The sequence below is a fragment of the Christensenella massiliensis genome, assembly GCF_040409835.1.
GTDB classification, from domain to species: Bacteria; Bacillota; Clostridia; order Christensenellales; family Christensenellaceae; genus Christensenella; species Christensenella massiliensis.
On sequence record NZ_CP117826.1, the window covers coordinates 1,589,956 to 1,616,227 of the forward strand.

General features: G+C 55.5%; 23 protein-coding genes. 3 read left to right on the forward strand and 20 right to left on the reverse strand.

Annotation, left to right across the window (positions count from 1 at the left end; genetic code table 11):
• Positions 1-193: 193 nt before the first annotated feature.
• Positions 194-3,991 carry an efflux RND transporter permease subunit gene (locus PUP29_RS07645; protein ID WP_353422887.1) on the forward strand — a complete coding sequence of 1,266 codons (3,798 nt, stop codon included), beginning with the start codon at positions 194-196 and terminating at the stop codon, positions 3,989-3,991.
• Positions 3,969-4,580 (forward strand): TetR/AcrR family transcriptional regulator, encoded by a 612-nt coding sequence (locus PUP29_RS07650; RefSeq protein ID WP_079546436.1) that lies wholly within the window; start codon positions 3,969-3,971, stop codon positions 4,578-4,580. The genes PUP29_RS07645 and PUP29_RS07650 overlap by 23 nt, the downstream gene beginning before the upstream one ends.
• 183 nt (positions 4,581-4,763) lie before the next feature.
• On the opposite strand, the gene PUP29_RS07655 is transcribed toward PUP29_RS07650, so the two are convergent.
• The 6 genes from PUP29_RS07655 to PUP29_RS07680 all read right to left on the reverse strand — a co-directional run bounded on the left by PUP29_RS07655 (position 4,764) and on the right by PUP29_RS07680 (position 9,309).
• On the reverse strand, positions 4,764-4,904 hold the full coding sequence (locus PUP29_RS07655) for a putative immunity protein (protein WP_353422888.1): 141 nt from the start codon (positions 4,902-4,904) through the stop codon (positions 4,764-4,766).
• A gap of 86 nt (positions 4,905-4,990) precedes the next feature.
• Positions 4,991-5,704, reverse strand: coding sequence for a DUF5714 domain-containing protein (locus PUP29_RS07660; protein ID WP_079546434.1), 714 nt, complete (start codon positions 5,702-5,704; stop codon positions 4,991-4,993).
• Positions 5,705-5,724: 20 nt separating this feature from the next.
• A complete protein-coding gene (locus tag PUP29_RS07665) occupies positions 5,725-6,042 on the reverse strand; it encodes a branched-chain amino acid transporter permease (protein WP_353424071.1) in 318 nt (105 codons plus the stop codon).
• 5 nt (positions 6,043-6,047) lie between these two features.
• Positions 6,048-6,788 carry an azaleucine resistance protein AzlC gene (gene azlC / locus PUP29_RS07670; protein ID WP_079546432.1) on the reverse strand — a complete coding sequence of 247 codons (741 nt, stop codon included), beginning with the start codon at positions 6,786-6,788 and terminating at the stop codon, positions 6,048-6,050.
• A gap of 148 nt (positions 6,789-6,936) precedes the next feature.
• The gene (locus tag PUP29_RS07675) at positions 6,937-8,085 is read right to left on the reverse strand and encodes a mannitol dehydrogenase (protein ID WP_353422889.1); all 1,149 of its coding nucleotides are present in this window, start codon (positions 8,083-8,085) and stop codon (positions 6,937-6,939) included.
• Between the two features lie 192 nt (positions 8,086-8,277).
• A complete protein-coding gene (locus tag PUP29_RS07680) occupies positions 8,278-9,309 on the reverse strand; it encodes a TIM barrel protein (protein WP_079547813.1) in 1,032 nt (343 codons plus the stop codon).
• Between the two features lie 358 nt (positions 9,310-9,667).
• Between PUP29_RS07680 and PUP29_RS07685 the strand changes: the two genes are divergently transcribed.
• The gene (locus PUP29_RS07685; RefSeq protein WP_353422890.1) at positions 9,668-10,675 is read left to right on the forward strand and encodes a carbohydrate kinase family protein; all 1,008 of its coding nucleotides are present in this window, start codon (positions 9,668-9,670) and stop codon (positions 10,673-10,675) included.
• Positions 10,676-10,727: 52 nt separating this feature from the next.
• On the opposite strand, the gene PUP29_RS07690 is transcribed toward PUP29_RS07685, so the two are convergent.
• The 14 genes from PUP29_RS07690 to PUP29_RS07755 form a co-directional block, all read right to left on the reverse strand.
• Entirely contained in the window at positions 10,728-12,200 is a 1,473-nt protein-coding gene (locus PUP29_RS07690) for an FGGY-family carbohydrate kinase (protein WP_353422891.1), read from the reverse strand.
• Positions 12,201-12,407: 207 nt separating this feature from the next.
• On the reverse strand, positions 12,408-13,322 hold the full coding sequence (locus tag PUP29_RS07695; RefSeq protein WP_079546427.1) for a class II fructose-bisphosphate aldolase: 915 nt from the start codon (positions 13,320-13,322) through the stop codon (positions 12,408-12,410).
• An 83-nt stretch (positions 13,323-13,405) separates the two neighbouring features.
• Positions 13,406-14,485 (reverse strand): zinc-dependent alcohol dehydrogenase, encoded by a 1,080-nt coding sequence (locus PUP29_RS07700; RefSeq protein ID WP_079546426.1) that lies wholly within the window; start codon positions 14,483-14,485, stop codon positions 13,406-13,408.
• 47 nt (positions 14,486-14,532) lie between these two features.
• Positions 14,533-15,726, reverse strand: coding sequence for a hypothetical protein (locus PUP29_RS07705; RefSeq protein WP_079546425.1), 1,194 nt, complete (start codon positions 15,724-15,726; stop codon positions 14,533-14,535).
• Positions 15,727-15,740: 14 nt separating this feature from the next.
• Entirely contained in the window at positions 15,741-16,634 is an 894-nt protein-coding gene (locus PUP29_RS07710) for a sugar phosphate isomerase/epimerase family protein (protein WP_079546424.1), read from the reverse strand.
• 187 nt (positions 16,635-16,821) lie between these two features.
• Positions 16,822-17,757 carry a LacI family DNA-binding transcriptional regulator gene (locus PUP29_RS07715; protein WP_353424072.1) on the reverse strand — a complete coding sequence of 312 codons (936 nt, stop codon included), beginning with the start codon at positions 17,755-17,757 and terminating at the stop codon, positions 16,822-16,824.
• A gap of 8 nt (positions 17,758-17,765) precedes the next feature.
• Positions 17,766-17,873: a LacI family DNA-binding transcriptional regulator gene (locus PUP29_RS07720; RefSeq protein WP_353422892.1), complete on the reverse strand. Its 108-nt coding sequence runs from the start codon at positions 17,871-17,873 to the stop codon at positions 17,766-17,768.
• 113 nt (positions 17,874-17,986) lie between these two features.
• Entirely contained in the window at positions 17,987-18,307 is a 321-nt protein-coding gene (locus PUP29_RS07725; protein ID WP_353422894.1) for a hypothetical protein, read from the reverse strand.
• A 66-nt stretch (positions 18,308-18,373) separates the two neighbouring features.
• A complete protein-coding gene (locus tag PUP29_RS07730; protein ID WP_079546420.1) occupies positions 18,374-19,219 on the reverse strand; it encodes a TIM barrel protein in 846 nt (281 codons plus the stop codon).
• A gap of 27 nt (positions 19,220-19,246) precedes the next feature.
• Positions 19,247-20,398 carry a Gfo/Idh/MocA family protein gene (locus PUP29_RS07735; RefSeq protein WP_353422895.1) on the reverse strand — a complete coding sequence of 384 codons (1,152 nt, stop codon included), beginning with the start codon at positions 20,396-20,398 and terminating at the stop codon, positions 19,247-19,249.
• A 74-nt stretch (positions 20,399-20,472) separates the two neighbouring features.
• The gene (locus tag PUP29_RS07740) at positions 20,473-21,462 is read right to left on the reverse strand and encodes a sugar phosphate isomerase/epimerase family protein (protein WP_079546418.1); all 990 of its coding nucleotides are present in this window, start codon (positions 21,460-21,462) and stop codon (positions 20,473-20,475) included.
• A gap of 392 nt (positions 21,463-21,854) precedes the next feature.
• On the reverse strand, positions 21,855-23,072 hold the full coding sequence (locus PUP29_RS07745; protein WP_353422896.1) for a substrate-binding domain-containing protein: 1,218 nt from the start codon (positions 23,070-23,072) through the stop codon (positions 21,855-21,857).
• A gap of 83 nt (positions 23,073-23,155) precedes the next feature.
• Positions 23,156-24,235: an ABC transporter permease gene (locus PUP29_RS07750; RefSeq protein WP_079546416.1), complete on the reverse strand. Its 1,080-nt coding sequence runs from the start codon at positions 24,233-24,235 to the stop codon at positions 23,156-23,158.
• A complete protein-coding gene (locus tag PUP29_RS07755; RefSeq protein WP_079546415.1) occupies positions 24,232-25,719 on the reverse strand; it encodes a sugar ABC transporter ATP-binding protein in 1,488 nt (495 codons plus the stop codon). Before PUP29_RS07755 ends, PUP29_RS07750 begins: the two co-directional genes overlap by 4 nt.
• Positions 25,720-26,272: the final 553 nt, after the last annotated feature.

The following is a 26,272-nucleotide window of genomic DNA, read 5'->3' on the forward strand; positions in this document are numbered from 1 at the left end:
ACCATGCATCAGGGCTGTAAACTTTTTATGAAAATACTATGAACAGCGGCGCCGTTTTTTATTGACGCTTTTCCCGGGCACGCAGTATAATGGATTCGGACTGACCGGTCAGTCATTTATGCGGACCGTAAACGATATCAGGATCCAGCCGCCTTTACCGGCGGATATACTTTACTGCAACGGAGGAACGGCAATGCCAAAATTCAGCGTGAAAAAACCAATGACCATTTTTGTGGCGGTCGTTTTGGTGTGCATCCTCGGCTTCATCTCATTCACGAGTATGACCACCGACCTGCTGCCCAAAATGGATCTTCCCTACGTTATGGTGCTCACTACCTATCCCGGCGCAAGCCCGGAGAAGATCGAACAAACGGTAACGAAGCCCCTTGAGCAGACGCTCGCCACTACGAGCGGCGTGAAAAGCATCACCAGCTCGTCCAACGAAAACTCCAGTATGGTCCTGCTGGAATTTGAGCAGGGAACCAACATGGACAGCGTGATGATCGAAATGAGCGGCAGCATCGATCTTGTGGAGGCGAGTCTCGACGACGCGGCGGGCACGCCTACGCTCATCAAGATCAATCCCGACATGATGCCCGTCATGATCTCAAGCGTTGACATCGACGGCAAAGACATCATCGAGACCTCGAAAATCGTCTCCGAAGATATCCTGCCCGCGTTCGAGCGGATAGACGGCGTGGCGTCCGTCACCGCGACCGGCCTTGTGGAGGATTCCATCGAGGTCACGCTCGATCAGGACAAGATCGACGCACTGAACCGGCGTGTGCTTGCGTCGGTAGATGAAAAGCTCGCGGAGGCGCAGGAGAAGATCGACGAGGCAAAGGGGCAGATCGAAAGCGGAAAATCGCAGCTGCGCTCCATGAGCCAAACGCAGTCGCAGCAGCTGGTGGACATGGGTCTCGCGCTCTCCGCCGGAAAGGAGCAGGTCGAGGCCGCGCTCGAAAGCCTGCCGCAGGCGCAGACAGACCTCGAGACGCAGCTTACGGACCTCAAAACACAGCTTACGGACCTTGAAACGCAGAAAAGCACGCTGACCGCGCAGCTTGCAGACGCAAGGACAGCCGAAACGGCGCTTGAGCAGCAGATCGCCGCGCTCGTCGCCGCGGGGCAGCCTGTTCCGGACGAGCTGACCGCACAGCTTGCGGCGCTGAAGGAAAGCATACCGCAGCTTGAAAGCGGGCTTTCTCAAATCGAGGAGGGTATCCCGCAGCTTACAGACGGCATTTCCCAGATCGAAGCAGGGCTCGACGCACTTCCCGCTCAAAAAGAACAGCTGGAGGCGAAGCTTGCCGAGCTCGCAGACGGTGAGCGCCAGCTTGAAGCCGGAAAAATGACGCTTACCACAGAGCTTGCGCAGGCCTCCGGCCAGCTTGCCGGAGGGGAAGCGGCGCTCACGCAGCAGGAGGCCGAATTTGAAGCGCAGAAAGAGGCCGCCTACGAGCAGGCCGGTCTTGACGGGCAGATCACGCAGGAAACGATAAGCCAGATCCTCTCCGCGCAGAACTTTTCTATGCCCGCCGGATATGTCAGCGAGGGCGACCAGCGCTATCTCGTCAAGGTGGGCGATCAGTTCGGGGATATCGGCCAGCTCAAAGACCTTGTTTTATTTGACATCGAGGCGGGCGGCATCGGCGCCGTTACCCTTTCGGACGTCGCCGATATCGAGATGACGGACAACCGGGACGAGATGTATGCCAAGATCAACGGCAACGACGGTATTCTCCTCACGTTCCAAAAGCAGAGCACGGCTTCTACGACCGACGTTTCGGACCGCATCAACGACATGATGGAGCAGCTGCAGGCCGAGGACTCTTCCCTGCATCTTACCGCGCTGTCCGACCAAGGGGTATACATCGGCATCGTGCTCGATTCGGTGCTGGATAACCTGCTTCTCGGGGCGGTGCTCGCGATCATTATCCTGTTCCTCTTTTTGAAGGATATACGCCCCACGCTGATCGTCGCCATCAGTATTCCGTTCAGCCTGCTCGCCGCGCTCACTCTGATGTATTTCTGCGGCGTCACGCTGAACGTTATCTCCCTCGCGGGCCTTGCGCTCGGCGTAGGCATGCTGGTGGACAACAGTATCGTCGTCATCGAAAATATCTACCGTTTGCGTTCGCTCGGCATCCCGCCCGCAAGGGCGGCTGTGAAAGGAGCGCAGCAGGTAGCGGGCGCGATCTTCGCCTCCACCCTGACCACGGTGTGCGTCTTCCTGCCCATCGTATTTACAGAGGGCCTCACGCGCCAGCTGTTTGCGGATATGGGGCTTACGATCGCATTTTCGCTGCTCGCGAGCCTCATCATCGCGCTCACGCTCGTACCGGCCATGGGCTCCACCATGCTGAAAAAGGCAAAAGAGAAAAAGCACCCCCTCTTTGACCGCTTTACCGCGGGCTATCAGAAGCTGCTCTCCGGCGCGCTCAGGCGCAAATGGATCGTGATCGTCCTTGTGGTCGTGCTGTTCGTATTCAGCGCGGCAAATGTCTTTACGATGGGAACGTCTCTCATGCCCAAGATGGACAGCTCGGAGATCATGATCACGATGGAGATGCCGGAGGACAGCACCACGCAGGAGACGCGGGATATGAGCGACGAGGTGCTTGCCCGCCTCACCGCCGTTCCCGACGTGGAAACGATCGGCGCAATGGAGGGAAGCGTGATGTCTTCCATGGGAACGTCGTCCGGCGGCGGGAACAACACGAGCATGATGATGTATGCTCTTTTGAAGGAAGACCGGACGCGCACCAGTTCCGAAATCGCAGCGGATATGAGAAACGCCGTAGCGGACCTACCCGCCGAGATCGACGTGAGCGATTCCACGATGGACCTGTCCGCGCTTTCCGGCTCCGGCCTTGAGGTCGTCATCAAGGGCGACGACCTCGACACATTAAAGCAGATCGCGCAGGACGTCGCCGCCATGATGCAGGAGACGGAGGGACTTACGGCAGTCGACGACGGCCTTTCGGACGCTTCGATGGAAACGCGCATCGTTGTCGACAAAAACAAGGCCGCGGAATATGGCCTCACAACGGCGCAGGTCTACCAGCAGGTAGCCGCCGAGGTCTCCTCCGGTACGACGGCCACCACCGTGACCTTTGAAACAGAGGAGTATCCTGTCATCGTAAAAAACAGCCCGGAGGGTATGGCCTCCCTCGATACGCTGGAAGACTTTACGCTCATCGGAACGAAAGACGGAGAGGAAGCGGAGGTGCGTCTTGCGGACATCGCCGGGATATCGCAGCAGCAAAGCCTCGCCTCCATCAGCCATGAAGACCAGACGCGCACAATGTCTGTGACGGCAGGCGTAGACACGGAGCATAATATTGGCCTTGTCAGCAGGGATTTTTCCCAGAAGCTGGCCGGCTATTCGGTCCCGGCCGGTTATTCCGTGGAGATCGAGGGTGAGAACCAGACGATCATGGATGCTTTCTCGAACCTGATCTACATGTTCCTGCTTGCAGTGGTACTGATCTACCTCATCATGGTGGCGCAGTTCCAGTCCTTAAAGGCGCCGTTCATCATTTTGTTCACGATCCCGCTTGCGTTCACGGGCGGGCTTTTGGCCCTGCTTTTCTCGGGTGCGGACCTCAGCATGATCGCGCTGCTCGGCTTCCTCATCCTCGCGGGCATCGTCGTGAACAACGGCATCGTATTCGTGGATTATGTGAACCAGCTTCGGCTCTCCGGTATGGAGAAGCGGGAGGCGCTCATCAAAACGGGCGCGGCGCGTATCCGGCCTATCCTGATGACGGCGCTTACCACTATCCTTGGCCTCGTGCCGCTCGCGCTCGGCATGGGGCAGGGCGCGGAAATGCTGCAGCCCATGGCGGTGGTGACCATCGGGGGCCTCGTTTACGCGACCTTTATGACGCTGTTCTTCGTACCCGTGCTGTACGATATCTTCAACAAAAAGGCTCTGAAGCCTGTTGTGATCGAGGAGGGACTTGATGATGATATCCCCGTCCTATAAAGAAAAGGAGCTCGTGATCATGCGGGCGCTGATGCGCCTGCTTGCACGCGGGCAAACCCTCGCGGAGATCAAGACCTCCGACATCGCGCAGGAGGCGGGCGTCGGCAAGGGAACGCTTTACAATTATTTTGCGGCAAAGGAAGATATTTTCGCGCGGACAGTCATTTACAGCATCGATACTCTGCTGCACGGTATTTGGGAGCGTATGGACCGGGAAAGCTCCTTCCGCGGAAAGTGTTATGCCGTTCTGTTTTCCATACATGAAATGATGGCGAACGAGCATTCCGACCTAAACCTGATTTTGTTTAATTTGGGGAGCAGAGAGGCAAAACAGCTTCTCGGCGGTGAAATTTCTCTTATATGGCGCTATCTTTCGGCCATACGCGAAAAGGTATTGCAGCTCGCGCAAACGGGCGCGGACGAAGGGCTTTTTCCGCCGTATACCGACGAAGAATATACTTACAGCGCATTCGCTTCCGCCCTGATGGGGTTCGTGCATGCGCGCTGCCGTATGGACCTGCCGACGGACGGCGCGCTCAGGACCGCGATGGGCAATGCCTATACGCTGCTTTTAAAGGCGCTCAACTGAAAATAAGCCGGATATACACTCCGGCTTATTTTTTTACCTTCTTTTTCCACAACAGCCACTCCCGGTTGGGACCTCCGGTTTGGAGAAAGGAGGCCCATTTTCTTCCGCATTCCATCCTTTTGCACCATTCCATGCGCTCTTTGTAGAAAGTCAGCCTATCGCGCACGGCATTTTCACAGGTATCTATCCCATATTCCCGTACGGCCGCAGCGCCGTTTGAGGCCTTGTGTCGTCCAGCAAACGTTTGGACAGCCAAAGCCCCGTTTCCTCCGCACAGGCAAGCGCCCACAGCACCACTGCTCTGCGCGTCTGTCCGCGGAGCATACAAAGCAGCTCCTTTAGGCACGGGCTATCTCTCGTAAACAGAATGCGGTTTCCCTTCAGAAGTCTTTTCCTTACGTCGCTTGAATCTACCGTTCCCATTTTTTCTGATAATATGGACACTTTTTCCCGATGCATTCCTTGTTTTCATCCGAAAACCTACAGACGATCTTTTCGGGCAGCTTCATTGAAACACCTAAGTTTTCCTGTGTGAATAGGACGGCCTCCTGTGCGGCTGTGAATGAATTTCGCTTGCAGCACCTCGGTCCGCCAAGCTGTGCGACCGCATCGAGCGCACGCGCCGTCATTTGATTGGCGAGGCTCCACGGCTTTCCGCTCAGGGGCGTCGCCCCCGTCACGATGCTGACGAATATGCCCGTGCTGACCGCCGCGCCGCAGCAGCCCCACAGCCCGCATGCCCCGCCGGGATATCCGCTTCCCCTCGCTTCCATTTCCCGCAGGGCGGCCGCAAGGTCAAGCTCCCCGCCCGCGTTATGGTAGGCGGTAAGCAGCGCCGTGCCCACGAGCACATGATGCTCCGGCCCGTGCATATAGAGGTAAGGGTCCTGCATGACCGTCTGTATGATATGGATCGGGTCTTTCGACCCGCTTTCCCCGCATTCCCGCATGACTGCCTCAAGCCCTTTTTTCTCATGGCACGCGTCGCACACATAGTGCCCCTGCTTGCAGCTTGCATAGCTCTTGAATTTCCCATGGCACACGCTGCATTCCATTTCCCGCGCTTCCCTGAAGTATTGCAGCGGCTGTCCGCACACGAGGCAGGCGCCTTCTCCTCTTTTCATAGACCATCTTCCTCCCGTTCTCAAAACGCGAGCTGCACGAGCAGCATATAGCATATCGTTCCGCCAGCGATAGAAAGGAGCATCTGCCGCTTCCACAGGTGCAGACCCACGACGACGCCGATCGCGATCAATTCGGGAATGCCGTGGCTTCCCGTAAAAACGGAGACGTTCCTCAGGCAATAGATGATGAGCAGGCCAAACACCGCGGCGGGAAGCACCTTCCCAAGGTACTGCACAAATTTCGGCGTACTCTTCCCTGCCGGGAAAAGCAGAAAGCGCGTGAGCATCGTACCTCCCACGATGACGGCGACCGTAACAATTTGCTGGGTGAGCGTCATTTCCGTCATGCGGCATCACCTCCCCGCTCGATAGGCCTGCGGAGCAGCGTCAATACGCCGAGGATCGCCAGCATGGCGGGCAGGATAAAACCGTCCGCCCCGAACGCGATGAGGAACAGGAGGGACAGCCCGAGGCCGAGCAGTGCGGCGGTATGGTTTTTTTCTTTCAGCCATTGCTCGAGGAAAATGACGACGAACATGGCTGTCATCACAAATTCAAGGCCCTCCGTATTGAACTGGAGCAGGGATCCGAAAATGCCGCCAAGCGTCGAGCCGGAGAACCAATAGATATGATTGAGCAGCGTCACGAAAAACATGAACCAACCTTTATCCACCCCCGCCGGTATTTTTGCGGTGTAATTGATGGAAAAGCTTTCGTCACACATGCCGAAGATAAGATAGGGCTTTTTTAAGCCCGTTCCCTTATATTTGTCCAGCATGGAAAGTCCGTAGAACAGGTGGCGTGCGTTGATCATCAGCGTCATGGCAAAGGCCTGAAGCGGATCGAACGCTCCCATCAGCAGGTTCACCGCCACAAATTCCATCGAGCCCGCAAAAATAGTCAGGCTCATCAGCATCGGATACCAAAAGCTGAACCCGCACGCGTTCATATAGATCCCATATGTGAGGCCCAGAAACCAGAAGCCTGCAAAGATGGGAAGCGTATGGGGAAACGCCGCCCGCAGCGCCTTTTTCGCCGTTCCGGGCGGGCATTTTCCCTTTGGTTTTCTGCCGATTAGCCCCATAAATACCGTTCCTTTCGTTTCCGGATATTATTTTACCCCCGTTTTTTCTTTCGTTCAATGGTTTTATCTTCAAAGGAAACCGGCGCCTGTCCGCAACAAAAAAAGGCTGTTTTCCGGGTCGCGGGAAAGCAGCCTTTTTCCTTTCCGTTTACGCCATTTCTTTTTTGATGAGCTGCGCGAGCTCTCCTGAGGCTGGAATGCCCATATAGGTTTCGATCACGGCGTCGAGCCCGTCCTGCTTCAGCGCCGCCTGCAGCTTTTCTGCCGCTTTGTCGCCCTCGGGCGCGAATTTCAGCGCCGCCGCAATGCCGCGTACGATCATGTCCGGAGCGACGCCCTGCTCCATGCAATAGAGCGCCGCGCCCACGAGACGGTCGTCCCGGCGCAGCTTGCGCACCGGGTCTGCGCCCACGCGCACCGTCGTATCGCGGAGCGCCTGATTGCCGAAGCGGGAAAGAAGGTCGCGCACATGCTCTTTCAGCTCGCTTTCCGGCACGCCGTATTCCTTGCTGAGCGCCGCCGCGCTGCCGTCCATCGCAGCCTGCGCGGCCGCTTTGATCTCTTCGTCCGCGACTGCCTGCCAGATATATTCATAGCCTTTCAGCCAGCCGAGATAGGCGCATATCGCGTGCCCCATGTTGTGGATAAAGAGCTTGCGCCGGATATAGAACGAAAACGGCGCATAGGGGATCAGCCCCACGATATCCGGAATACCGCCCCGGAACGCTTCCTTATCCACCGGAAGCTGGCAATAGGGCTCCACCGCGATGAGCAGCGGGTCGCCCGCGCGCTCCTCTGGCGTGAGCGGCGGAACCATACGCCCAATGGATGCTTCCACCAGTCCCAGATTTTCATCCGCCCACTTCTTTTCCTCCTCCGTCAGATACTGATAGATATACCCGCGCATGATCTTATCCGCATCAAGCTGGTTTTCCGCGAGGATGATATCGAGCGGCCGGCCGCTTCTCTGCATGCGCAGCCGCATTCCCTTTGCAATATTTTCCGCGATATGCGGCAGCACGTTGACGCCGACGGCACTCGCCATGATATCGCACGCCGCGATGGTCTCGATGGCCTCTTCCGTATTCGCGTTCACCGCGCGCACATTTTTGACCGTATCTACCTTCTGTCCTTCGTTTGAAACGATGCGTACCCGGTATTCGTGGTCTTTGTTGAATGCGTCGATCACCTCGGGCACGATATCGAGAAAGCACACCTCATACCCGCTTTCTGAAAGCGTTTTTCCGATGAAACCTCTTCCGATGTTTCCCGCTCCATACATTACCGCCTGTTTCATGTTTATCCTCCGCTGTGTCGTGTTTATTTTAAAGCCGCAAAACGGCAAAAGCATTGGCGGAATGCTCCGCCAATGCTGCGTTTTTCAAAAAAGTCTTGCCGCCCGCTGCGCGGCCGGACACTTTTTCAGAGCCTGCCTGTTCGTCTGCGGCACGGTATCGGCAGGGATGTCCGCCGTTCCTTTGTCTTCCTCTCAGCCGTTCAGCAGCAGCTCGATCACATACATCTCAAGCTTCTCGAAGTTCTGCGTCTTCACGCACTCCTCCTGGAACTTATAGTCGAACTTCTTCACCTTCTCAAGCAGCAGCTCGAATACGCGCTTGCTGTTGATGATGTGGCGGTAGCAGTCCTCCGCCGGCTGCGTCCGCATCGCCTTTACGTCGAGTCCTACGCATTCCCCGTTATCGCCGAAGTTGTTTTCATACAGCACCTTCACCTGATTGAAGCATGCCCTCAGGTTCTCCGCTCCGAACGTCTTGTCCTGATCGTATTTGATCCCGTTCTGGTCATTCAGGTGTACTCCCCACAGCTTCCCCCACGCGATCGCGAACGCCATGTCCGCCGCCGGGTCAAGACCCGCTAAGATCGAATGCGCGCTCTCGATGCACAGTCCTACCCGCGACGGATCCACCGTCTGCGCTCCTACCGCAAGCGCATGCCCTGCCGTCCCGCAGTAGCTCCGGTCGATCGGCTCGTTCGGCTTCGGCTCTACCAGTATCTGCACGTCCGGGTCGTATTTCAGGATCGTATCGAACGCGTCCCTCAGCTGCCTGATCTTCTCGACCGGGTTTTTCCCCTCCGCGCACAGCGTTCCCTCGCGCGCCAGCCACAGCTGCACCTTGTTCGTCCCCAGCGCCTTTGCGATATCTACCGACCGCAGCGCCCGCCAGATCGCAAAATCATAGTCCTCCTTCCGGCTCGCCGTGAAGCCCCCGTCGTTCGTGTGCGCGTCGAACCACAGCCGCGGCGCCACGAATTCCGCGAACAGACCGTATTTGTCCAGCATCGCTTTGACGTCCTTCGCGTAATCCACGATCGCCTTTTCCGTCATATTGTTCATATCCGGCACCGCGTCATCGTCATGGAACTGCACTCCGTCCATCCCGATCTCCGCGAATGTTTTGATCTTCTCCTCAAACGGCACCGTCGGCCTGATCCCCGGCCCGAACGTCTCGTTTCCCTCGTGCACGTTCCACGGTCCTACCGTAAACCTGAATTTTGCCATCCTTTTTTCCTCCTTTGGTTCCCTTTTTTTCCGGCCGAACGGCCTTTCTTTCCATGCTGCCTTTATTATATCCCCTCTTTTTTCCCTCTTCCCGCACATCTTTGCTTTTTTTCCGGGACAGTTTTGTTTTCTATCTGTTGCTTTCCCCTTGATATTTACAGGTTTTCCCGATCTTATCTATTACTTTTTTGCTTTTTTGTCATATTTTTTGATTTGAGACAAATCGGTCTTGCAAAAATGGCAAACCTGTCATATCCGGCGCGGCCTTTTTTTGTAAAATAGAATCATCACAAAAACATCAGAATATACCGGTATGCAGCTTTTCTTCTGCTTTTCCGGTCTTTCAAAGGAGATTTTTATGGAAAAAGGTATTTGCGTTGCAGGAAACGCGATCATCGATATCCTGTATCCCATCGAATGCTATCCGGGCAAGGGCGAGCTTACCACCATTACCGAGGGCATCTCGCGCGCGACGGGCGGCGCCCTTTGCAATGTGATCCTCGATCTTGCGCACCTTGACCCTGCGCTCCCTCTTTCAGCGGTCGGCCGCATCGGGAACGATGCAGAGGGAGACCTTATTTTGAGCGAGATGGAGCGGTTCCCGAACATCAGGACAGACGGCATGATCCGCGAGGGCAAGACCTCCTTTACTGCCGTCATGGCCGAAAGCACGACCAAGCAGCGTACATTCTTCCAATACCGCGGCGCGAACGCGCAGCTGTGCGAGGCGGATTTTGATTGGAGTAAGATCGACGCTTCCCTGCTGCACATCGGCTATATCCTCCTGCTCGATACGCTCGATGAGGAGGATGCGGAATACGGCACGAAAATGGCGCGGCTGCTGCACAGTGCGAAGCAGGCGGGTATCAAGACCTCTATCGACGTCGTGAGCGAAACGGGTGACCGCTTTGCGCGGCTCGTGCCTCCGGCGCTTAAATTCACGGACTACTGCATCATCAATGAGCTTGAGGCACAGAACGCGACGGGCATCCCGCTGCGCGACGCGGATGAAAAGCTGATCACGGAAAATCTTCCGAAAGCGCTCCGCAGCCTGTTTGAAATGGGCGTTTCCACATGGGTGGTCATTCACTGTCCTGAGGTCGGCTATGGAATGGACGCGGACGGAAATTTTGTCGAGCTTCCGAGCCTCCGGCTCCCGGAAGGATATATCAAGGGCACGGTGGGCGCAGGCGATGCGTTCTGCTCGGGCGTGCTCTACGCCGCATATAAGGGTCAGTCCTTGGAGGACGCGATACGCCTTGGCATCGCCTCCGCGGCATGCTCGCTTTCTGCGGACGGCGCTTCGGACGGGATGCGCACCGCGGCAGACGCGATGGAGCTTTACCGGAGTCTGAACGGAAAATAACAGGAAAACGAAAAAAGAGCGCGCCGCAGGGCGCGCTCTTTTTTGACCGTTTTTACTGCTTCACGAGCCGCGCGTGGAGCGTGCGGTATTCCTCGAATTTTTCCCGGTAAAGCTCCCGATATTCCGGATCCGGTTCGATCGTATCCTTTTTTTGCGCCATGCGCCCCGCCGCTTCCGCTACGGAGCTATATGCACCCGTGGAGGCCGCGCACAGGGCCGCGCAGCCAAGCGCACCCGCTTCGCTGCATGTAAGGGTAGAGACCGGTATCTGCATCATATCCGCCTTGAGCCTGAGCCACGGCCTGCTTTTGCTTCCGCCGCCCACACACACAAGGCTTTCTACCTCAACGCCCTGCGCGTGCAGTGTTTCCTTGTTCAGATATTGGTCGAGCACAAGGCCCTCGAGTACCGCACGGTATAGGTCATAGCGCGTCGTTTCAAGGCCTGCGCCCAAAACGGCGAACCGCGCATGCGCGTCGAGATACGGCGTGCCGCTGCCTGTAAGGTAGGGCTGCACCATCAGCTTCGTCGGCCTGCTCGGGAAATTCTCCTCAAACAACGCAAAGGGCGGCCCGCTCCTCTCTGTTTCCTCCGCAGCGAACGTGCGGAAGAACCATTCAATGAGTACGCCGCACGACGGATTATAGGCCAGCGTACAATACGTTCCATCATTCCAGATTGGCTCGCAGGGGAGCCCGTTCTGCAAAATCGCGTCCGGCTTGAACATGCCTTTATAAACGGGCGTCATACATTCGGAAGTGCCCATCGAGCAGACGACGCTGCCCGGCGCAAGACCCGCGCCGATCGCCGAGGCCGGCTGGTCGTGCGCGCCCGCGACCACCTTCATTCCCTCAGGCAGTCCCAGCTCCCGCGCGAGAGACGGACGCACCGTGCCGATCTCCGTGCCCGCCGGAACAGGCGCGGAGAACAGGCCCGCATCGATCCCAAAATGGCCGGTCATCCGTTCGCTCCATATATAGTTCTTCACATCGAACAGCATGGAACGCGCGGCCACCGAATAATCGACTGCCGCGTTCCCGCTGAGCATATAGCCCACATAGTCCTCGATGAATAAAACGCGCTTTGCCCGTCCGTACAGCTCCGGCTTCTTCTCTTTCAGATAAAGCAGCTTGGAAATGCTGTAGGTCGGAGAAAACGGGAGGCCGCAGACAGCCGCGATCTCTTCCTGCGGCAGCCCCTGCGACGCGCGCAGGAATTCCGTCTCGCCGCGCGGGTCCGTAAAGATCATGATGTCGTGCAGCGGTTCGTCCCTGTCGTCCAGCACAACGAACGCCTCGCCGAACGAAGCCGCCGCAAGCGCGTCGATCCCTCCGGCTTTCGCGCATGCTTCCGCGAGCACTTCCTTTGTTTTTTCCCACATGGCGCGCGGGTCAAGGCCGCGCAGGCCGTCCGGGTCGTATTGCGTTCCATAGGCGCGGTATGCGGCTGCGGCCTGTCTGCCCGTTTCGTCAAAAACGACTGCTTTCACGCCGCTCGTTCCTACGTCGAGTCCGCAGAAATTCATGGCTTATCCTCCTGCTTTGCGGGGCACAGCCCCTTGTTTTGAAATTTTTTGGCAAAACGGCGCAAAAGGGTTTCTTTTGCGCCGCCGTTTCCTTTTCATGTCCGCTCTTTTCTGCGGCGGACAGGTTATTACAATAAGCTGCCGCGCAGGAAAAATAATATGCCTTCCTATGCTGTCTGTTCCCTGCCGGCCGCTTATCATAAGCAATCATTCTCCGTATAAAAGGCTCCGGGTCCCGCTGATGCGGAGCGTATCGTGCAGCAGTGCGCGTACCGCGTCATAAACTGCCTTACGGCCCGCTTCGATATCGTTTCCGCTTTCTTTCAGCGCCGCTTCATACACCTGCCGCACTTCCGTGCCCACATTGATCTTCGCGATACCCGCCTTGATGCCCGCGCGGATATATTCCGGATCGATGCCCGAGCCGCCGTGCAGCACGAGCGGTATGCCCGTCGCTTCATGCAGCGCCGCGATATGCTCTACGTCAAGGCGCGCCGTCGGCTTCTTTTGGTCGCGCGTCGCGTCTGCGATCGCCCCGTGAATATTTCCGACCGCGACGGAGAGCCAGTCGCAGCCGCTTTCCTGTACGAACCGCTTCGCTTCGTCGAGCTTCGTGAAGCCCGTTTTGGTGGCAAAAATCTCCTCATAGGGCATCATTTCGCCGCTCTCGTGCCCCATGACCGCGCCGAGCTCCGCCTCGCAGGGTATTCCTGCCGCGTGTGCCCTGTCTGCGACCTGCTTCGTCGCCGCGGCATTTTCCTCAAAGGACAGCCGGGAAGCGTCTACCATAACGGAGCCAAAGCCCGCCTTCACCGCACGCTCGATGATCGGCATATAGTCTACCTTTTTATAATCCTCATCTATGACCGGAACATGGTCGAGATGCAGCATGGTGCGCTTTTCGTCCGCGTATTTCCGATATTCCTCCGCAACCGCTTCAAGGCTCTGCGCGCTGAATTTTTCCCATTCCACGCGCGCCACTTCGATCATAGCGACGGAATCCTCGTCCCGGATCGCCTCTACGACAGCCTTGAGCATCGGGAGGTGAGGAATGTTGAACGCCGGGATCACGACCCCGTTTTTGCGTGCTCTCAGTACGGTTTCTTTTGTATCAAGTGCCATTTATCTTATTTCTCCTGTCCTGTTTTCCGGGCAGACGGATGCGCGCATCCGGGAAGAATGCGCGCGCCGCTGTTTCCCGTATTTTAATCCATTACAATAACGCCTTTGATCTTCGGCTCTTTTGCTTCCTTCATGAACACGATGCCTTTTTCCGCATCCTCGAGCGAGAAACGGTGCGTGATGATGGGGGAAAGATCCACCTGCCCGGAGGCGATGACCGCAAACACTTCGTCCCATACGAGCGGAGCGAGCCATGCGAATTTCAGCGTACGCTCAGACTGGATGGCGTCGAGCACCGGAACCTGAAGCTTATCCTCCGGACCGGGCAGGCCGAAGTAAACGATGGTCGAGCACGGGCCCGTTACCTTGATGGCATCCTGAAGCGCATCCATGTTGCTCGTCGCGACGATCGCGCGGGGAGCGGGTACTCCGCCGTTGATTTCCGCAACGCGGGCGGCAACGTCCGCAGCATAATATTCAGAGCTCGTATCCGTGTTGTTGATGACGTGCGTCGCGCCGCATTCCAATGCTTTTTTGAGGCCATAGTCTTTCCGTGCGACGACGATGACCTTGCCTGCGCCCGCCGCCTTCGCGAGCTGTGCCTGCATGAGGCCGATCCCGCCTGTTCCATAGACCACGACCGTCTGGCCGAGCCGTACGTCAAGGCGCTCGATGGCGTGCGTCGCGCAGGCAAGCGGCTCTGCGAGCGCCGCATCCTCAAAGCTGACCTCATCCGGTATCTTATAGACGTGCGTATATTTTACCTTAACATATTCCGCAAAGCAGCCGTTTACCGAAACGCCGATCGTTTCCACATGGCTGCATGTATTGAATTCTCCGCGCATGCATGCCGGGCAGGCGTTGCACTGCTGCACCGGGTTCAGGGCCACGCGGTCTCCCTCCTTGAAGAGCCCGAGGCTCCGCGGGATGCTTCCCACCTCTGCGACCACACCGGACGCTTCGTGCCCGAGATACATCGGTCCCTTGCCGTTCGGCGTATCGAGCGGGCTGTGCCCATAATAATAGGATATATCGGAGCCGCAGATACCCACGGCCTTTACTTTGATGAGAACCTCGTTGTCTGCGATCTGGGGGATATCGTGCTCCTCCAGCTTCATGACCATCGGTTCATAAAAATTCTGGACTTTCATTTTTCCTTTCATCTATTTTCCCTTTCTGTCTTGCGACACGCTTTATGCCACGCCTGCGTTCAGTCCATCTGGGGCATTCCGCAGTCCGGCCCAAAGTGCTTTAAGATAACGAGCGGCTCCACAGGCGACGTGTTTTTGATGAGCACGCCTTCCTTTGCGCGCGCGTTCGATACGAAAAACTCGTCCGCCGTCAGCTGCCCATAGCGAATGAGCGTCGGGGATTCGACCACGAATTTACCAAACTGCCCGTGGCCCTGCACCGCAAGGCAGCCGTATGCCGCCGCATCCTTGATGAGGACCTCCGCGCCCGGCTCTACCGTCAGTTCTTTTGCCGCGACGTAGTCGTTTCCGTAGCAGATCCAGTCCTGCTTATAGCCCTCGCCCACTTCGTCCGTGACCGGCGGGCGGAAGAACTTCTCGCGGTAATTCGGGATCGTGTTGAGCTCCCAGTCCGCCGCGTCCATGATGACGTCGAGGTCGCGTTCGCTTCCTGCCGGAACATAACCGCACAGGCTCGAATAGTCGAACACTTCTCCCTCCACGACGTTTTCCCACATTGCCATAACGTCGCTGTTCCACTGCGGCTCATAGGTGCACAGCGAGCCGGGCGCATGAACGACGCCTGCGGGCGTGAACCAGCCCGTTCCGAGCTCTACGCGGAACGCGCGGGAAAGCTCGAGGATACGTCCGTCCGCTGTTTCGAATTTGGACAGGCGCTCTTTGACCTGTTCCTTCGTGACAGACGGGTCGAACCCGAAATACGTCACAGGACGGATGCCAAGATGGTTGTTATACTGCTTCGGGAAGAAGTAGTGCTCGTGCTTCGGCATCACGCCGACCTTCGCACACGCTTCCTCGCGGTGGTGCACATGATGGAACAGTGGCTCGTTGTAGTCGTAAAATTTGGAATACATCGGCCATGTGCCGTAATCCTCCATCAGCTTTTCGCCGATCAGCTCCGCGCCGAGCGCGTCTACAAAGTCCTTGAACAGGACCTTGTGGTCGGCGTTTCCGTCCACATTGACAAAGCTCATGCCTTCAAATTCTTCCGCGCCCTCCGTTTCCACCTTTGTGATGGACGAGAACCAGCGTTCTACGATCGCGCCGCGCTTCAGACCCATCGCGTAATAGTCGTCCGGATGCAGGCGGATGCGCTTGCCCGGCCTATTGAACGGACGGGGCACCCATGTGGGCGCCATAGAGAGGATGCCCTCTCCGCGTTCCAATATATTTCTGATTTCTTTTGTTTCCATTTTTCTGCCTTTCCTCAGCCGCAGTATTTTTTGTTGAACTGATCTACGAACGCCTTGCAGTCCGCCGTTACGTTCCAAGCGTCCGGCCACTCGCACAGGTCGATCGCCCACCAGTCGCCCTTATAGTCCGCTTTTTCGAGCAGAGCCGGGATCGCCTCGTCAAAATCCACCTTGCCGAGGCCGAACGGCGCGTGTGTGCTCGTATTCGCCACGTTGAGCGTACCGTCCGAATCGATGACGTGCACAAGGCCGATCTTGCCTTTCAGCATTTCTATAAATTCTACGAGGCCGCCCTCGAGCTTGTTCGGCTCGATGTGGCGCGCGCCGACGACTGCCGACATATAGCCGTGGCAGGTATCGAACAGAATGCTGAAGTTCGGCTCGTTTACTGCTTCGTACGTTTCAACGATGTATTTCGGCTCGTTGATCATGAAGCCGGGCTCGAATTCCCAAACGACCTCGAGGCCGTATTTCTGCGCGATCTTTGCGATGCGCTTGAAGTTATCCACAATTTTCGCGCGCGCCTGCTCGTAGGTCATGCCCTCCGGCAGGACCGGCTCCGTACCAGAATCGACCCGGATCATCTTGAAGCCCATCTGCGACGCAAATTCCGCGTTCTTCTCAAACAGGGCGATCCATTCCTCCGGCTGCTTCAAGGAGTCGAGACTCCACAGGTCGCAGGCGAAATCCGCGACTTCCAGATCATATTTTTTCAGGAGCTGCTTCAGCTCTTCCCGTTTTTCCGGCGTGTCATAAAGCTCCGGATTCGCGTGCGGCTTGAAGCCGCCCATGCTGATGCCGTCGAATCCCAGCTCATGCAGCTTTTCGCACAGCTGCGGAAGCAGCACCGGGTTTTCTTCGAATGCTCCGAATACATACGCCCAACTACCGATCGATACTTTTTTCATAGTTTTCACCTCTCCTTTTTGCCCGTTCAAAAGCTACCGCTTCTTTTTGGTCTTCGTTATTTTGATTCATCCGCTGCGCAGGCGGATAGAAATTGATTATTCGCTTAATCGATTAAGCATTCCGTTCAAGAAAAATTGCTGCTTTTCCCTTATATTTTTGCCGTCTGTGCTTTATCCAAAAAAATTTTTACCACATCGAAAGGTTCCAGTCGCCAGCTCTGTCTGCGGCGGTCGACTGCCGGACCACCAGCTTTGCTTCCAATATGACGGAACGGGGAGACGCCTTTCCCTCGCCGTCCATCAAACGCTTCAATTCCTCGAACGCCGTATAGCCCATTTCATACTTCGGCAGGTCTATGGTCGTGATCTGCGGGCTTACGAGCGTGCTGGGAAAGATATTGTCGCATCCTGCAATCGCCACCTGCCCGGGAACAGATATCCCCGCCTCCTTGAGCGCCTTGAGCGACCCGATCGCCATCTGGTCGTTCGTCGTCTGGACTGCGTCGAACCGGAGCCCCTTTTCGAGGGCCAGCTTGGTGGCATGATAGGCGGAAAGCGCTGAAAAATCCGCTTCCAGAACGAGCTCTTCACGAAAAGGGAGCCCTTGCTCTGCAAGAGCGCTCAAATACCCCTGATAACGCTCCTGTCCATGCCGGAGTTCTTTCCCCACCTTTATGTAAAGGATATCCCGCTTTCCCTGCCCGATCAAATGGGCCGTCGCCATCCCGCTCAGCTTTTCATAATCCACGAGCACCGACGATATCTTGGACGAATCCATCACCTGCTCCATCGAAACGACATGAAAGGGCGCTTCCCCGCCGCTTTCTGCAAGCTCTCCCGCCCATTTTGCAAGGCCCTCCGCCCTGCAGCAGGAGTCTATGATGATACCGTCCACATAGCTTGCTTTCAGATATTCCACGCTCTCCCGCTCCGTTGCGAAATCAAAATCGCTGGAGAGGAAATTTACTTTATATCCCGCCTTTTTCGCCGCCGTCTCGATTCCCTTGAGCACATTTGGGAAAAAGATCTTCGTGATATCGGGAAGTACTACCCCGATGGTATAGGTATGCTTGATCTTCAGGCCCCGGGCAAGCAGATTGACCTTGTAGCCCAGCTCCTCAATCGATTTTTCTACTTTTTTTTTACTGCGGGGCTTACGAAGTTTTTCCCCGTAATGACGTTAGATACCGTTGCGACGGAAACACCTGCGTGTTCGGCAACGTCTTTCATTCTTACCATATCCGGCTTCCTCATGCGCACAGCTTTTGCTGCGGCCTTTTCGCTCTTTTTGTTGCTGTATTGCAACGGAAAATCGTGGTTTCCGCTCTTCTTAATCGTTTAATTAGACTATACTATATCTCCCCTTTTTTGTCAATCCTTTTGCCTGCTGCGGATGATGAAAAATAGGTGAAGCGGCCATACCCTTTGACCGCCGCCCGCTCATAAGCGCGGCCATTTTTTGAGCGTTCGGAAAAGCTGCGCAAATATGCTCCGGACGGTACTTTTCCGGCGCGCAGCCTGACCCATGCAGGCCAATGGGATACAGGCTTCAAGGCTTCGGAAGCAAGCATATCAGCGGCACGAACACATGCGCAGGGGCGATAGAGACGGCCATGCTTTGCGATGAAAGAGAGCGGCGCAGCAAGGCCGCAGCCCTGCCCCGTGAGCCGCATAAAAAACGGCCCCCGCAAAAAGCGGGAGCCGCCAAAGCCATACGCGCCGCGCGCGGCGCGTTTTTGTTATCCGAATACTTTCTTCAGGAACGGAATGCCGTTCTCTGCGATCGCTTCCGGAGATTTTGCAAACGGCCGCCATACGGACGCCGCTTTCGCGATCTCCTTGCAATCGGGTGTAAAGGACTCGATCAGGCAGTATTCGTCATAGCCCGCGTCCTTGATCGCTTCCGCGATCGCTTCCCAGTTGAAGTTATCCTCGCCCGGTGTTCCACGGTTGTTCGCGCAGGTGTGGAAGTCAAAAATTTTGCCCTTCGCAGCGCGGATCGCAGCCGGGATATTGGATTCCTCTACGTTCATGTGGAACGTATCGAGCAGGAAACCCACATTGTCGTAACCAATGCGTCCGATGAGGTCAAGGCCCTGCTCCACCGTGTTGATAAAGTCCGTTTCAAAACGGTTGAGCGGTTCGATACCGAGCTTGATGCCTTTGTCCTGCGCATACTGCGCGCACTCTTTGATGTTCTCGGTCGCCCAATCCCAAGCCTGCTTCTTTTCGTCCTCCGTGATCTGGCGCGCCTTGCCTACCGCCGAATACATCGGGCCGGCAACGACCTTCGCGCCGATCTTGACGGCAAAATCCACCATATCTTTCACATACTGGACGCCGCCCTTGCGGTATTCCGGATTATCCGAAGACATATCGCGCGTATCTCCAAACGCGCCCGTGATGGTGGGCGTTTCGATGCCCGTTTCCGCTTTTGCGGCGTTGATCGCGTCCACATCGATGGTCGCCCAATCCTCGGGAACGATCTCATAGATGTCACAGCCATATTTCTTTGCCAGTTTGAACTGCCCGAGCGGATCGCTGAACGGCGACTGCCAAGCAAGTGATACCATACCAAATTTCATATCGTTTTTCTCCTTTGATGTCCTGATTTATTTCTCCATTGTTACCCACGTGCAGCCTGCTTCAGAGCTGTCTACGCATTTATTGGAGAATTCCACGCCTTCGATGCCCATATCGATCGTCGGATAGCCGTAGCTTGCTTCGTCGACTTCCTTGCCGTCGAGCTTATCGCGCAGGGCGGCGCAGAAGTCCTTATAGATGTTCGCAAATGCTTCCGTAAGGCCTTCCGGATGGCCGCAGGGAACGCGCACATATTTTTTCGCTTCCTCTTCGAGGTAGCCGCAGCCGCGGCTGTAGATCTTCGGCGGCTCGTGACGCATGGAAACGCGCAGGTAGTTGTTTTCCTCCTGTACGAATTCGATGGTCCCCTTTTCACCGAAAATACGGATCTTGAGGGCATTGTCAAAGCCGATCGCGACCTGCGACGTCCAGTACATACCCGTTGCGCCGCCTTTATATTTCACCATGACCTCTACGTTGTTGTCCAGCACGCCGCCCTTGCCGAACACGTCAAGGTTGCAGCACAGTTTGTCGATCTTGAGGCCCGTTACATAGTTGACCCAGTTTTCGATATGCGTTCCAAGGTCCGCCACGCATGCACCGCGGCCGGAAAGCTTCGGGTCCGCGCGCCACGGCTTATTGTCTTCCGTGATCGTCTCGAGCGAATCAAGAAGCCAATCCTGCGGATATTCCGCCATGACCATGCGGATATCGCCGATCTGGCCCTTCTGCACCATCGCACGCGCCTGACGCGCCATGACGTGGCCCGTGTAGGTATAGGTCACGCAGAACAGACAGCCATGCTCTTTTGCGGTCTTTTTGAGGTCTTCGCCTTCTTCCACCGTGAAGCACAGCGGTTTTTCGCAGACAACGCTGATGCCCTGCTCGAGGAACAGCTTTGCCGCCGGATAGTGGAAGCGGTTCGGGGTCACGATATCGACCCAATCGATCTTGTCTTCACGCTTTCCCTCAGCCTCTGCCATTTCTTCGAACGTCGTATAATTGCGCTCGGGATCGATATTCAGTTCACGTCCCGCCTGCTGGCGTTCTTCTTCGATATAGGAGAAGCATCCCGCTACGAGCTCCGCTTCGTCGTTCAGCCGTACCGCTGCACGGTGCACGCCGCCGATGAATGCGCCCGGGCCGCCGCCTATCATACCGTATCTCAATTTACGTTCCATGCTTGTATCCTCCTTTTTGCGCATGTATGCGGGAACGGCTCTCCGTTCCCGCGTACTGCGGTAAAATCCAGATATTAGTCGTTCGCAATCGCTTTGTCGAACGCTACGTCGGACGGCTTGAAGTCCACTCCGCGTACAAATTCGCACGCTTCCGTCGCACCATAGATGCGCTCCATGCCGCTGTCTTCCCACTCAACGGAAAGCGGGCCGTCATAGCCGTACTGGTTCAGCTCGCGGATGATCTCTTCGAAATTGACGTCGCCGTGGCCGAGGGAACGGAAGTTCCAGCCGCGCGCCGTATCGCCGAACGTGATGAAAGAACCGAGGATGCCCGCACGTCCGTCGAGCGTGACCGCCGCGTCTTTCATGTGCACATGATATACCCTGTCGATGAAGTCACGCAGGAAGATGGTCGGGTTCACGCCCTGCCACAGCAGGTGGGACGGGTCGAAGTTGAAGCCCAGCGTTTCCCTGTAATCGAATTCCTCGAGGAGGCGTTCCGCCGTATAGTAGTCGAACGCGATCTCCGTCGGATGTACTTCCAGAGCAAAAAGAACGTTGTATTTGTCAAATTCGTCGAAGATAGGCGTCCACAGGTCCACGATCTCCTGAAATCCTGCGTCGATCATTTCCTCCGTCGTCTGCGGGAAGGAATACCAGTATGCCCAGATCGGCGAGCCCATGAAGCCCGTTACAACGTCTACGCCCATATTTCTTGCCGCTTTCGGCACATACATCATGGTCTCGATCGCCCATTTGCGGATCTCTTCCGGCTTGCCTGCAAGCTCTGCCGGAGCAAAATTATCGAGCCGCGGATCCCATTTGTCGCCCACGCACTGGCCTACCATGTGCGCCGCGAGCGCCCACGTTTTGAGGCCGTATTTTTCCATCGTGCTCTTCAGCTCGTTGCAGTAGTCCATATCCTCCGCTGCGCGTTTGGGGTCGATGTGCGAGCAGCACATGATCTCAAGTCCGTCGTAGCCCATTTCCTTTGCGGTCCTGCACAGGGTCTCAAAATCCATATCGCCCCATTGTGCCGTCATCAGTGTTACCGGTCTTGCCATAATCAATTACTCCCTTCGTTTTATCGATTTGTTTTGGCCCGAAGCCTGAAGATACGGGTCTCAGGCCGAATTGCCGTTTGACATGCAGGCCTTTTTCCGGCCTCTTTTCATTATAACAGTTTTTTCGGGATCGCGCCGCTTTTTTTGTGATTTTTTCCGTCTGTTTTGCAGCAGATACGCCTGCGGAGAGCAAAACTTCTTATACTATAAATACAGTTTATCACCGGCGTCCGAAAACGCTATGACATATTTGCGCTTTCTTTGAGATGGGTTTGCTTTGCGCGCCCGGAAAGCAAAGGGTCCAAAGCAAAGCCTTGAACCCTTGACTGTTATCCCTTTTGTAAGTGAATCGATTCGTTATCTTGCTTAATGCTTAACTAATAGATTCTTTCTTAGTTGAACGTGATCAGTTCCGTCGCGTCCGTGAATTTCGGATCGTTGATATCCGTTACATAGTCGCCCGCTTCACGGCCTGCCATGTAATCAGCAGCAACATACGGTACCAGCGTCAGCTCGGTAACGTTGGAGGAGTTGTAAGGCGTGAGGTACGGAGCGATATACTGTCTGTATTCTTCGCCGTTGAAGTATGCCTTCAGCATCTGATAGAGCGCGTCGCCTTCAAGCGCGGGCGTCTGGTTAACGTCCATCGTTACGCGGCCCTCTTCAGCCCACGTCCAGGATTTTTCCTTACCGTTGGAAGAACCGAGCCAGTAGTCAGCCGGATTGAGACCAGCTTCTTCGATCGCCTGGATCGCGCCGTCCATCATTTCGTCGTTCTGAACGTACATTCCGTCAAAACCATCTGCGCCCAGAGCCGTGATAACGTCAGCTACCACTTTCTTAGCCGGGTCAGCCATCCAGTCGCCGGAAGACCACTGAACGATCTCGAGGTCTGCGCCGCCTGCCGTCTTGTTTACAGCAACGTCGTTCGCCGTGCCGCCGATGTCCTTGCCAGCCTCTTCATAAGCCTGCAGGAAACCGAGGGACTGCGCGGAAGCCGTGCCCTGACCGAGCTTGCCTTCTACCATGACCAGCTTCTTAACGCCTTCGCCGTTATTGTACTGGAGCGCGTCTTCACCAGCCATAACGCCGGTCTCAACGAAGTCATATCCGATGAAGCCAGCGAGCTCGCCGCCTGCCGGAACCGTCGGAGCGTGCGTGAGAGCAAAGTACGGGATGCCCGCTTCGTTTGCTTTCGTGATGCACTCAGCCGTGATCTCGGGAGAGTTCTGAACCACTACGATCGCGTCAACGCCCGTGGTGATAAAGTCTTCAACCGCAGCAAGCTGTTCCTGAGCCGTGCCCTGACCAACCTTGTCGATCACTTCCCAGTTAGCCGTTTCCGGGTCTGCCTTCAGGCATTCAAGGAACACTTCATAGCCAGCCTTGTAATAGTCGTCAGCCGCGTCTTTGTAGTAGCCGATCGTCTTTGCTTCGCCGGAAGCAGCCGGTTCGGAAGCCTCAGCGGACTCTTCTGCCGGAGCCGAAGCTTCAGCGGAAGCGGATTCTTCAGCCGGAGCCGAAGTTTCAGCCGGAGTCTCTGCCGCACATGCCGTGAACAGAGCTGCTGCCATTACTACACATACGAGAATAGCAATAATCTTTTTCATGTTTTCCTCCTGATTTTTTTTCATGTGTGCTCACTTACACAAATTACAGGGATTTTATATCAACCGGTTTCCGGTCAATATCATTATTTTTGTTCCGCCGCAGCCTGCTCTGCCAACGCTTCCTGCTTCTGCTGGCGAAGCTCCGCACGTGCGGCGATCCTCGTTGAGATAGCGCCCGCCGCAACTGCTGCAATGATGATCGCACCTTTTGCGACAAACTGCCATTCGGACTGCAGCTTCAGGACCGTCATGCCGTTTGTGATCGCGCCGAGCAAAATCACGCCAAGGAGCGTTCCCATCGCGTTTCCTTTGCCGCCCGACATCGCAACGCCGCCGATAACGACTGCCGCGATGACGTCGATCTCCATACCCTCACCGTTCGTGATGATACCGGTGCCAACGCGGGCCAACAGCAAAATAGACGCAATACCTACAAGCAATCCATTAATAATATAGGACGAAAGCTTGATGTTCTTTACATTGATGCCGGCAAGATAGGCAGCGCTCGGATTCGCGCCGACCGCAAAGATCCTGCGGCCATATTTTGTATATTTCAACACCCACCAAACTATGATAGCAATGATGATAAAAATCACGACATATATTGGCAAGGTCATATTGAGGCCATCCGGAGATTTCGCACCCTCGATCAGGTTTGTCTTGAAACCCTCAAGCTGCCCCTGCATAACGACCTCACGGGACTGGCACATGAGAAGTGCGATGCCGCGGAACGCGATACTTCCGCCCAGCGTGATGATGAACGGTTCCACCTCGAGGCGCGCGATGATCGCGCCAAGCATCGCTTCAAGGCCGATACAGATCAAGATGCCAAGAATCACCGCCGGAACGACCGGAATGCCCCAGTCTACGATGCCTTTCGCAACGAAAATGCCGCCGAGAGACGCGAGATAACCGACCGAAAGGTCGATGCCGCCCGCGATCATAACGATCGTCATGCCCATTGCCATGATGCCGATTACCGTATTCTGCATCAGAATGTTGAGCCAGTTTGTTGGTGTAAAGAACTTAAATGTACCGCCTGCAAGCTCTATCACAAACATTACGGCTACAAAGCCCACCAAAATGGTAAGTACCATTGCAAGGTCGCTTCTCCTGAAAATAGACGGCTTCTTGCCGGAAATAGAAGATGGCTGCTGCTTCATATTTTTTTACCCCCTATTGAATACTCGAGAATATTTTCTTCGGATATTTCGTCACGGCCCAATTCGCCAACCAGCTCTCCGGCTTTCATGACCATAACGCGGTCGCTCATGGAGACGACCTCGGGCATATCCGAGGATACCATGATGATCGCCTTGCCCTGTTTTAAAAGGTCCATCATGATCTGGTAGATCTCCTGCTTTGCACCGACGTCGATACCGCGCGTCGGCTCGTCAAAGATGAAGATCTCTCCGTCTGTATTGAACCACTTCGCCAAAACGACTTTCTGCTGGTTCCCGCCCGACAGGTTTCCTGCCAGCACTGCAGCGTCCTTTGCTTTTGTCCCCAGCTTTTCCACAAATTCGTTTCCGACCTTCATCTCCGTCTTCGGATTGATATAGGAACCCTTTGTGTTGACCATATTGGCAATGAGCGTATTGCGTGCGATGGTGTGGATCAGGAAGAGACCTGTATGCTGCCTGTCTTCCGTGATATAGCACATCTTGTTTTTGATCGCGTCGCTCGGGTTTTTGTAGTTGACCTTTTTGCCAAGCACCTCTACTTCACCGGTCAGGCGCTCCGCGCCGCCGAACAGCAGCGTCATGAGCTCGCTCCGGCCGGAGCCGACCATGCCCGCAAAGCCGACGATCTCGCCCCGGCGCAGCTTGAACGATACATTGCGCACGCCGTTGCCCGTCAGGTTCTTCACTTCCATGACCGTCTCGCCCGCAGGATAGAATTCGCGGGTATAGAAGGCGGAAGCGTCGCGGCCGACCATATCGCGCACGAGGTGAGGCTCATCCGTCTCGTTCACGCCCACCGTCTTGATATACTGCCCATCGCGGATGACCGTGATCTTGTCTGCGATGCGGAATACTTCGTCCAAATGATGAGAAATATAAATGATGCCCATTCCGCGTGCTTTTACCTTGTGGACGATATCGAGCAGATTATCGATCTCCGACGCCGAGAAAGACGCCGTCGGCTCATCGAGGATGATGACCTTCCGGTCGAACACCAGCGCTTTCGCGATCTCTACGATCTTCTGTTCACCCGAGGAAAGGTCTCCTACGATCTGATCGGGCTGCAGGTCACTATTCAGGTATTCCAAGACCTCCCGTGTCTTTTGTTCCATCTCCTGCTTTTGCATGATGCCGCCTTTTGTGATCTCCATGCCCGCAAAGATGTTTTCCGTAATGCTCAGCGTCTCGAATACGTTGTGCTCCTGATAAATCGTCTGGATACCAAGTTTCATGGCCGAAAAAGGATCCAGCTTGACGGGTTTTCCGCAGAAGCAGATCTCGCCGTCCGCGTCCGGTTGGTACGCGCCGGAGATAATTTTGATCAGCGTGGATTTTCCCGCGCCGTTTTCGCCGCAAATACAATGCACCTCTCCGGCGTTCAGGCTGAAGTTAATACCATTTAAAGCCTTTACGCCCGGGAAGGTTTTCGAAATATTCGTCAGCTTCAAAATCTCTTCTGCCATTTTCTCACCACCTCCATATAAATTTCAATTTCAGAATAGAACCGGCATCCTTGCTCTTCCGGGATTCCCGGATGCCGGGCAATTCATCTTCATGCCCTTTCCGGCTGAAAGCCGCCGCGCACAAAATGGGAAACCCATTTGCGAAGCGCTGTTTTACATAGGGATAAAACGAAGAGCGAGCCGTGCCGCAGCCGTCCTCCGCCTGCATTTTGCTTCACGGCAGAGAAAATGATCCGCATACCCATTGCCATACGGCCTTTCCGATCCGCCTGCAACGGTATATTTCCGTATGGTCAAAATCCTGTACGTTTATGACCAATACCATATTGCTACTATTATGCGCTCAACAGAGCGCATTTTTTTATGGCTAAATTTCTACACCTTTTTGCAGTCTTTTGCTTCATTTCAGTATAGTTTATTACCAAAAAGCAAAATAGGACACCTTTGTCTTTTTTTCAAGACTGATTTGTTCCAAACGGCCGACCTCTCCGCTTTTCCGCAGCGGTTTCAAAGGCTGCGGATCTGTTTCGTTCCCCCTCTTTCCGGGCTCTGC

Coding starts and splice junctions, on each gene's coding strand:
- PUP29_RS07645 (WP_353422887.1), top strand. CDS start 194: ATGCCAAAATTCAGCGTGAAAAAACCAATGACCATTTTTGTGGCGGTC.
- PUP29_RS07650 (WP_079546436.1), top strand. CDS start 3,969: ATGATGATATCCCCGTCCTATAAAGAAAAGGAGCTCGTGATCATGCGG.
- PUP29_RS07655 (WP_353422888.1), bottom strand. CDS start 4,904: ATGCTCCGCGGACAGACGCGCAGAGCAGTGGTGCTGTGGGCGCTTGCC.
- PUP29_RS07660 (WP_079546434.1), bottom strand. CDS start 5,704: ATGAAAAGAGGAGAAGGCGCCTGCCTCGTGTGCGGACAGCCGCTGCAA.
- PUP29_RS07665 (WP_353424071.1), bottom strand. CDS start 6,042: ATGACGCTCACCCAGCAAATTGTTACGGTCGCCGTCATCGTGGGAGGT.
- azlC (WP_079546432.1), bottom strand. CDS start 6,788: ATGGGGCTAATCGGCAGAAAACCAAAGGGAAAATGCCCGCCCGGAACG.
- PUP29_RS07675 (WP_353422889.1), bottom strand. CDS start 8,085: ATGAAACAGGCGGTAATGTATGGAGCGGGAAACATCGGAAGAGGTTTC.
- PUP29_RS07680 (WP_079547813.1), bottom strand. CDS start 9,309: ATGGCAAAATTCAGGTTTACGGTAGGACCGTGGAACGTGCACGAGGGA.
- PUP29_RS07685 (WP_353422890.1), top strand. CDS start 9,668: ATGGAAAAAGGTATTTGCGTTGCAGGAAACGCGATCATCGATATCCTG.
- PUP29_RS07690 (WP_353422891.1), bottom strand. CDS start 12,200: ATGAATTTCTGCGGACTCGACGTAGGAACGAGCGGCGTGAAAGCAGTC.
- PUP29_RS07695 (WP_079546427.1), bottom strand. CDS start 13,322: ATGGCACTTGATACAAAAGAAACCGTACTGAGAGCACGCAAAAACGGG.
- PUP29_RS07700 (WP_079546426.1), bottom strand. CDS start 14,485: ATGAAAGGAAAAATGAAAGTCCAGAATTTTTATGAACCGATGGTCATG.
- PUP29_RS07705 (WP_079546425.1), bottom strand. CDS start 15,726: ATGGAAACAAAAGAAATCAGAAATATATTGGAACGCGGAGAGGGCATC.
- PUP29_RS07710 (WP_079546424.1), bottom strand. CDS start 16,634: ATGAAAAAAGTATCGATCGGTAGTTGGGCGTATGTATTCGGAGCATTC.
- PUP29_RS07720 (WP_353422892.1), bottom strand. CDS start 17,873: ATGGTAAGAATGAAAGACGTTGCCGAACACGCAGGTGTTTCCGTCGCA.
- PUP29_RS07725 (WP_353422894.1), bottom strand. CDS start 18,307: ATGCGGCTCACGGGGCAGGGCTGCGGCCTTGCTGCGCCGCTCTCTTTC.
- PUP29_RS07730 (WP_079546420.1), bottom strand. CDS start 19,219: ATGAAATTTGGTATGGTATCACTTGCTTGGCAGTCGCCGTTCAGCGAT.
- PUP29_RS07735 (WP_353422895.1), bottom strand. CDS start 20,398: ATGGAACGTAAATTGAGATACGGTATGATAGGCGGCGGCCCGGGCGCA.
- PUP29_RS07740 (WP_079546418.1), bottom strand. CDS start 21,462: ATGGCAAGACCGGTAACACTGATGACGGCACAATGGGGCGATATGGAT.
- PUP29_RS07745 (WP_353422896.1), bottom strand. CDS start 23,072: ATGAAAAAGATTATTGCTATTCTCGTATGTGTAGTAATGGCAGCAGCT.
- PUP29_RS07750 (WP_079546416.1), bottom strand. CDS start 24,235: ATGAAGCAGCAGCCATCTTCTATTTCCGGCAAGAAGCCGTCTATTTTC.
- PUP29_RS07755 (WP_079546415.1), bottom strand. CDS start 25,719: ATGGCAGAAGAGATTTTGAAGCTGACGAATATTTCGAAAACCTTCCCG.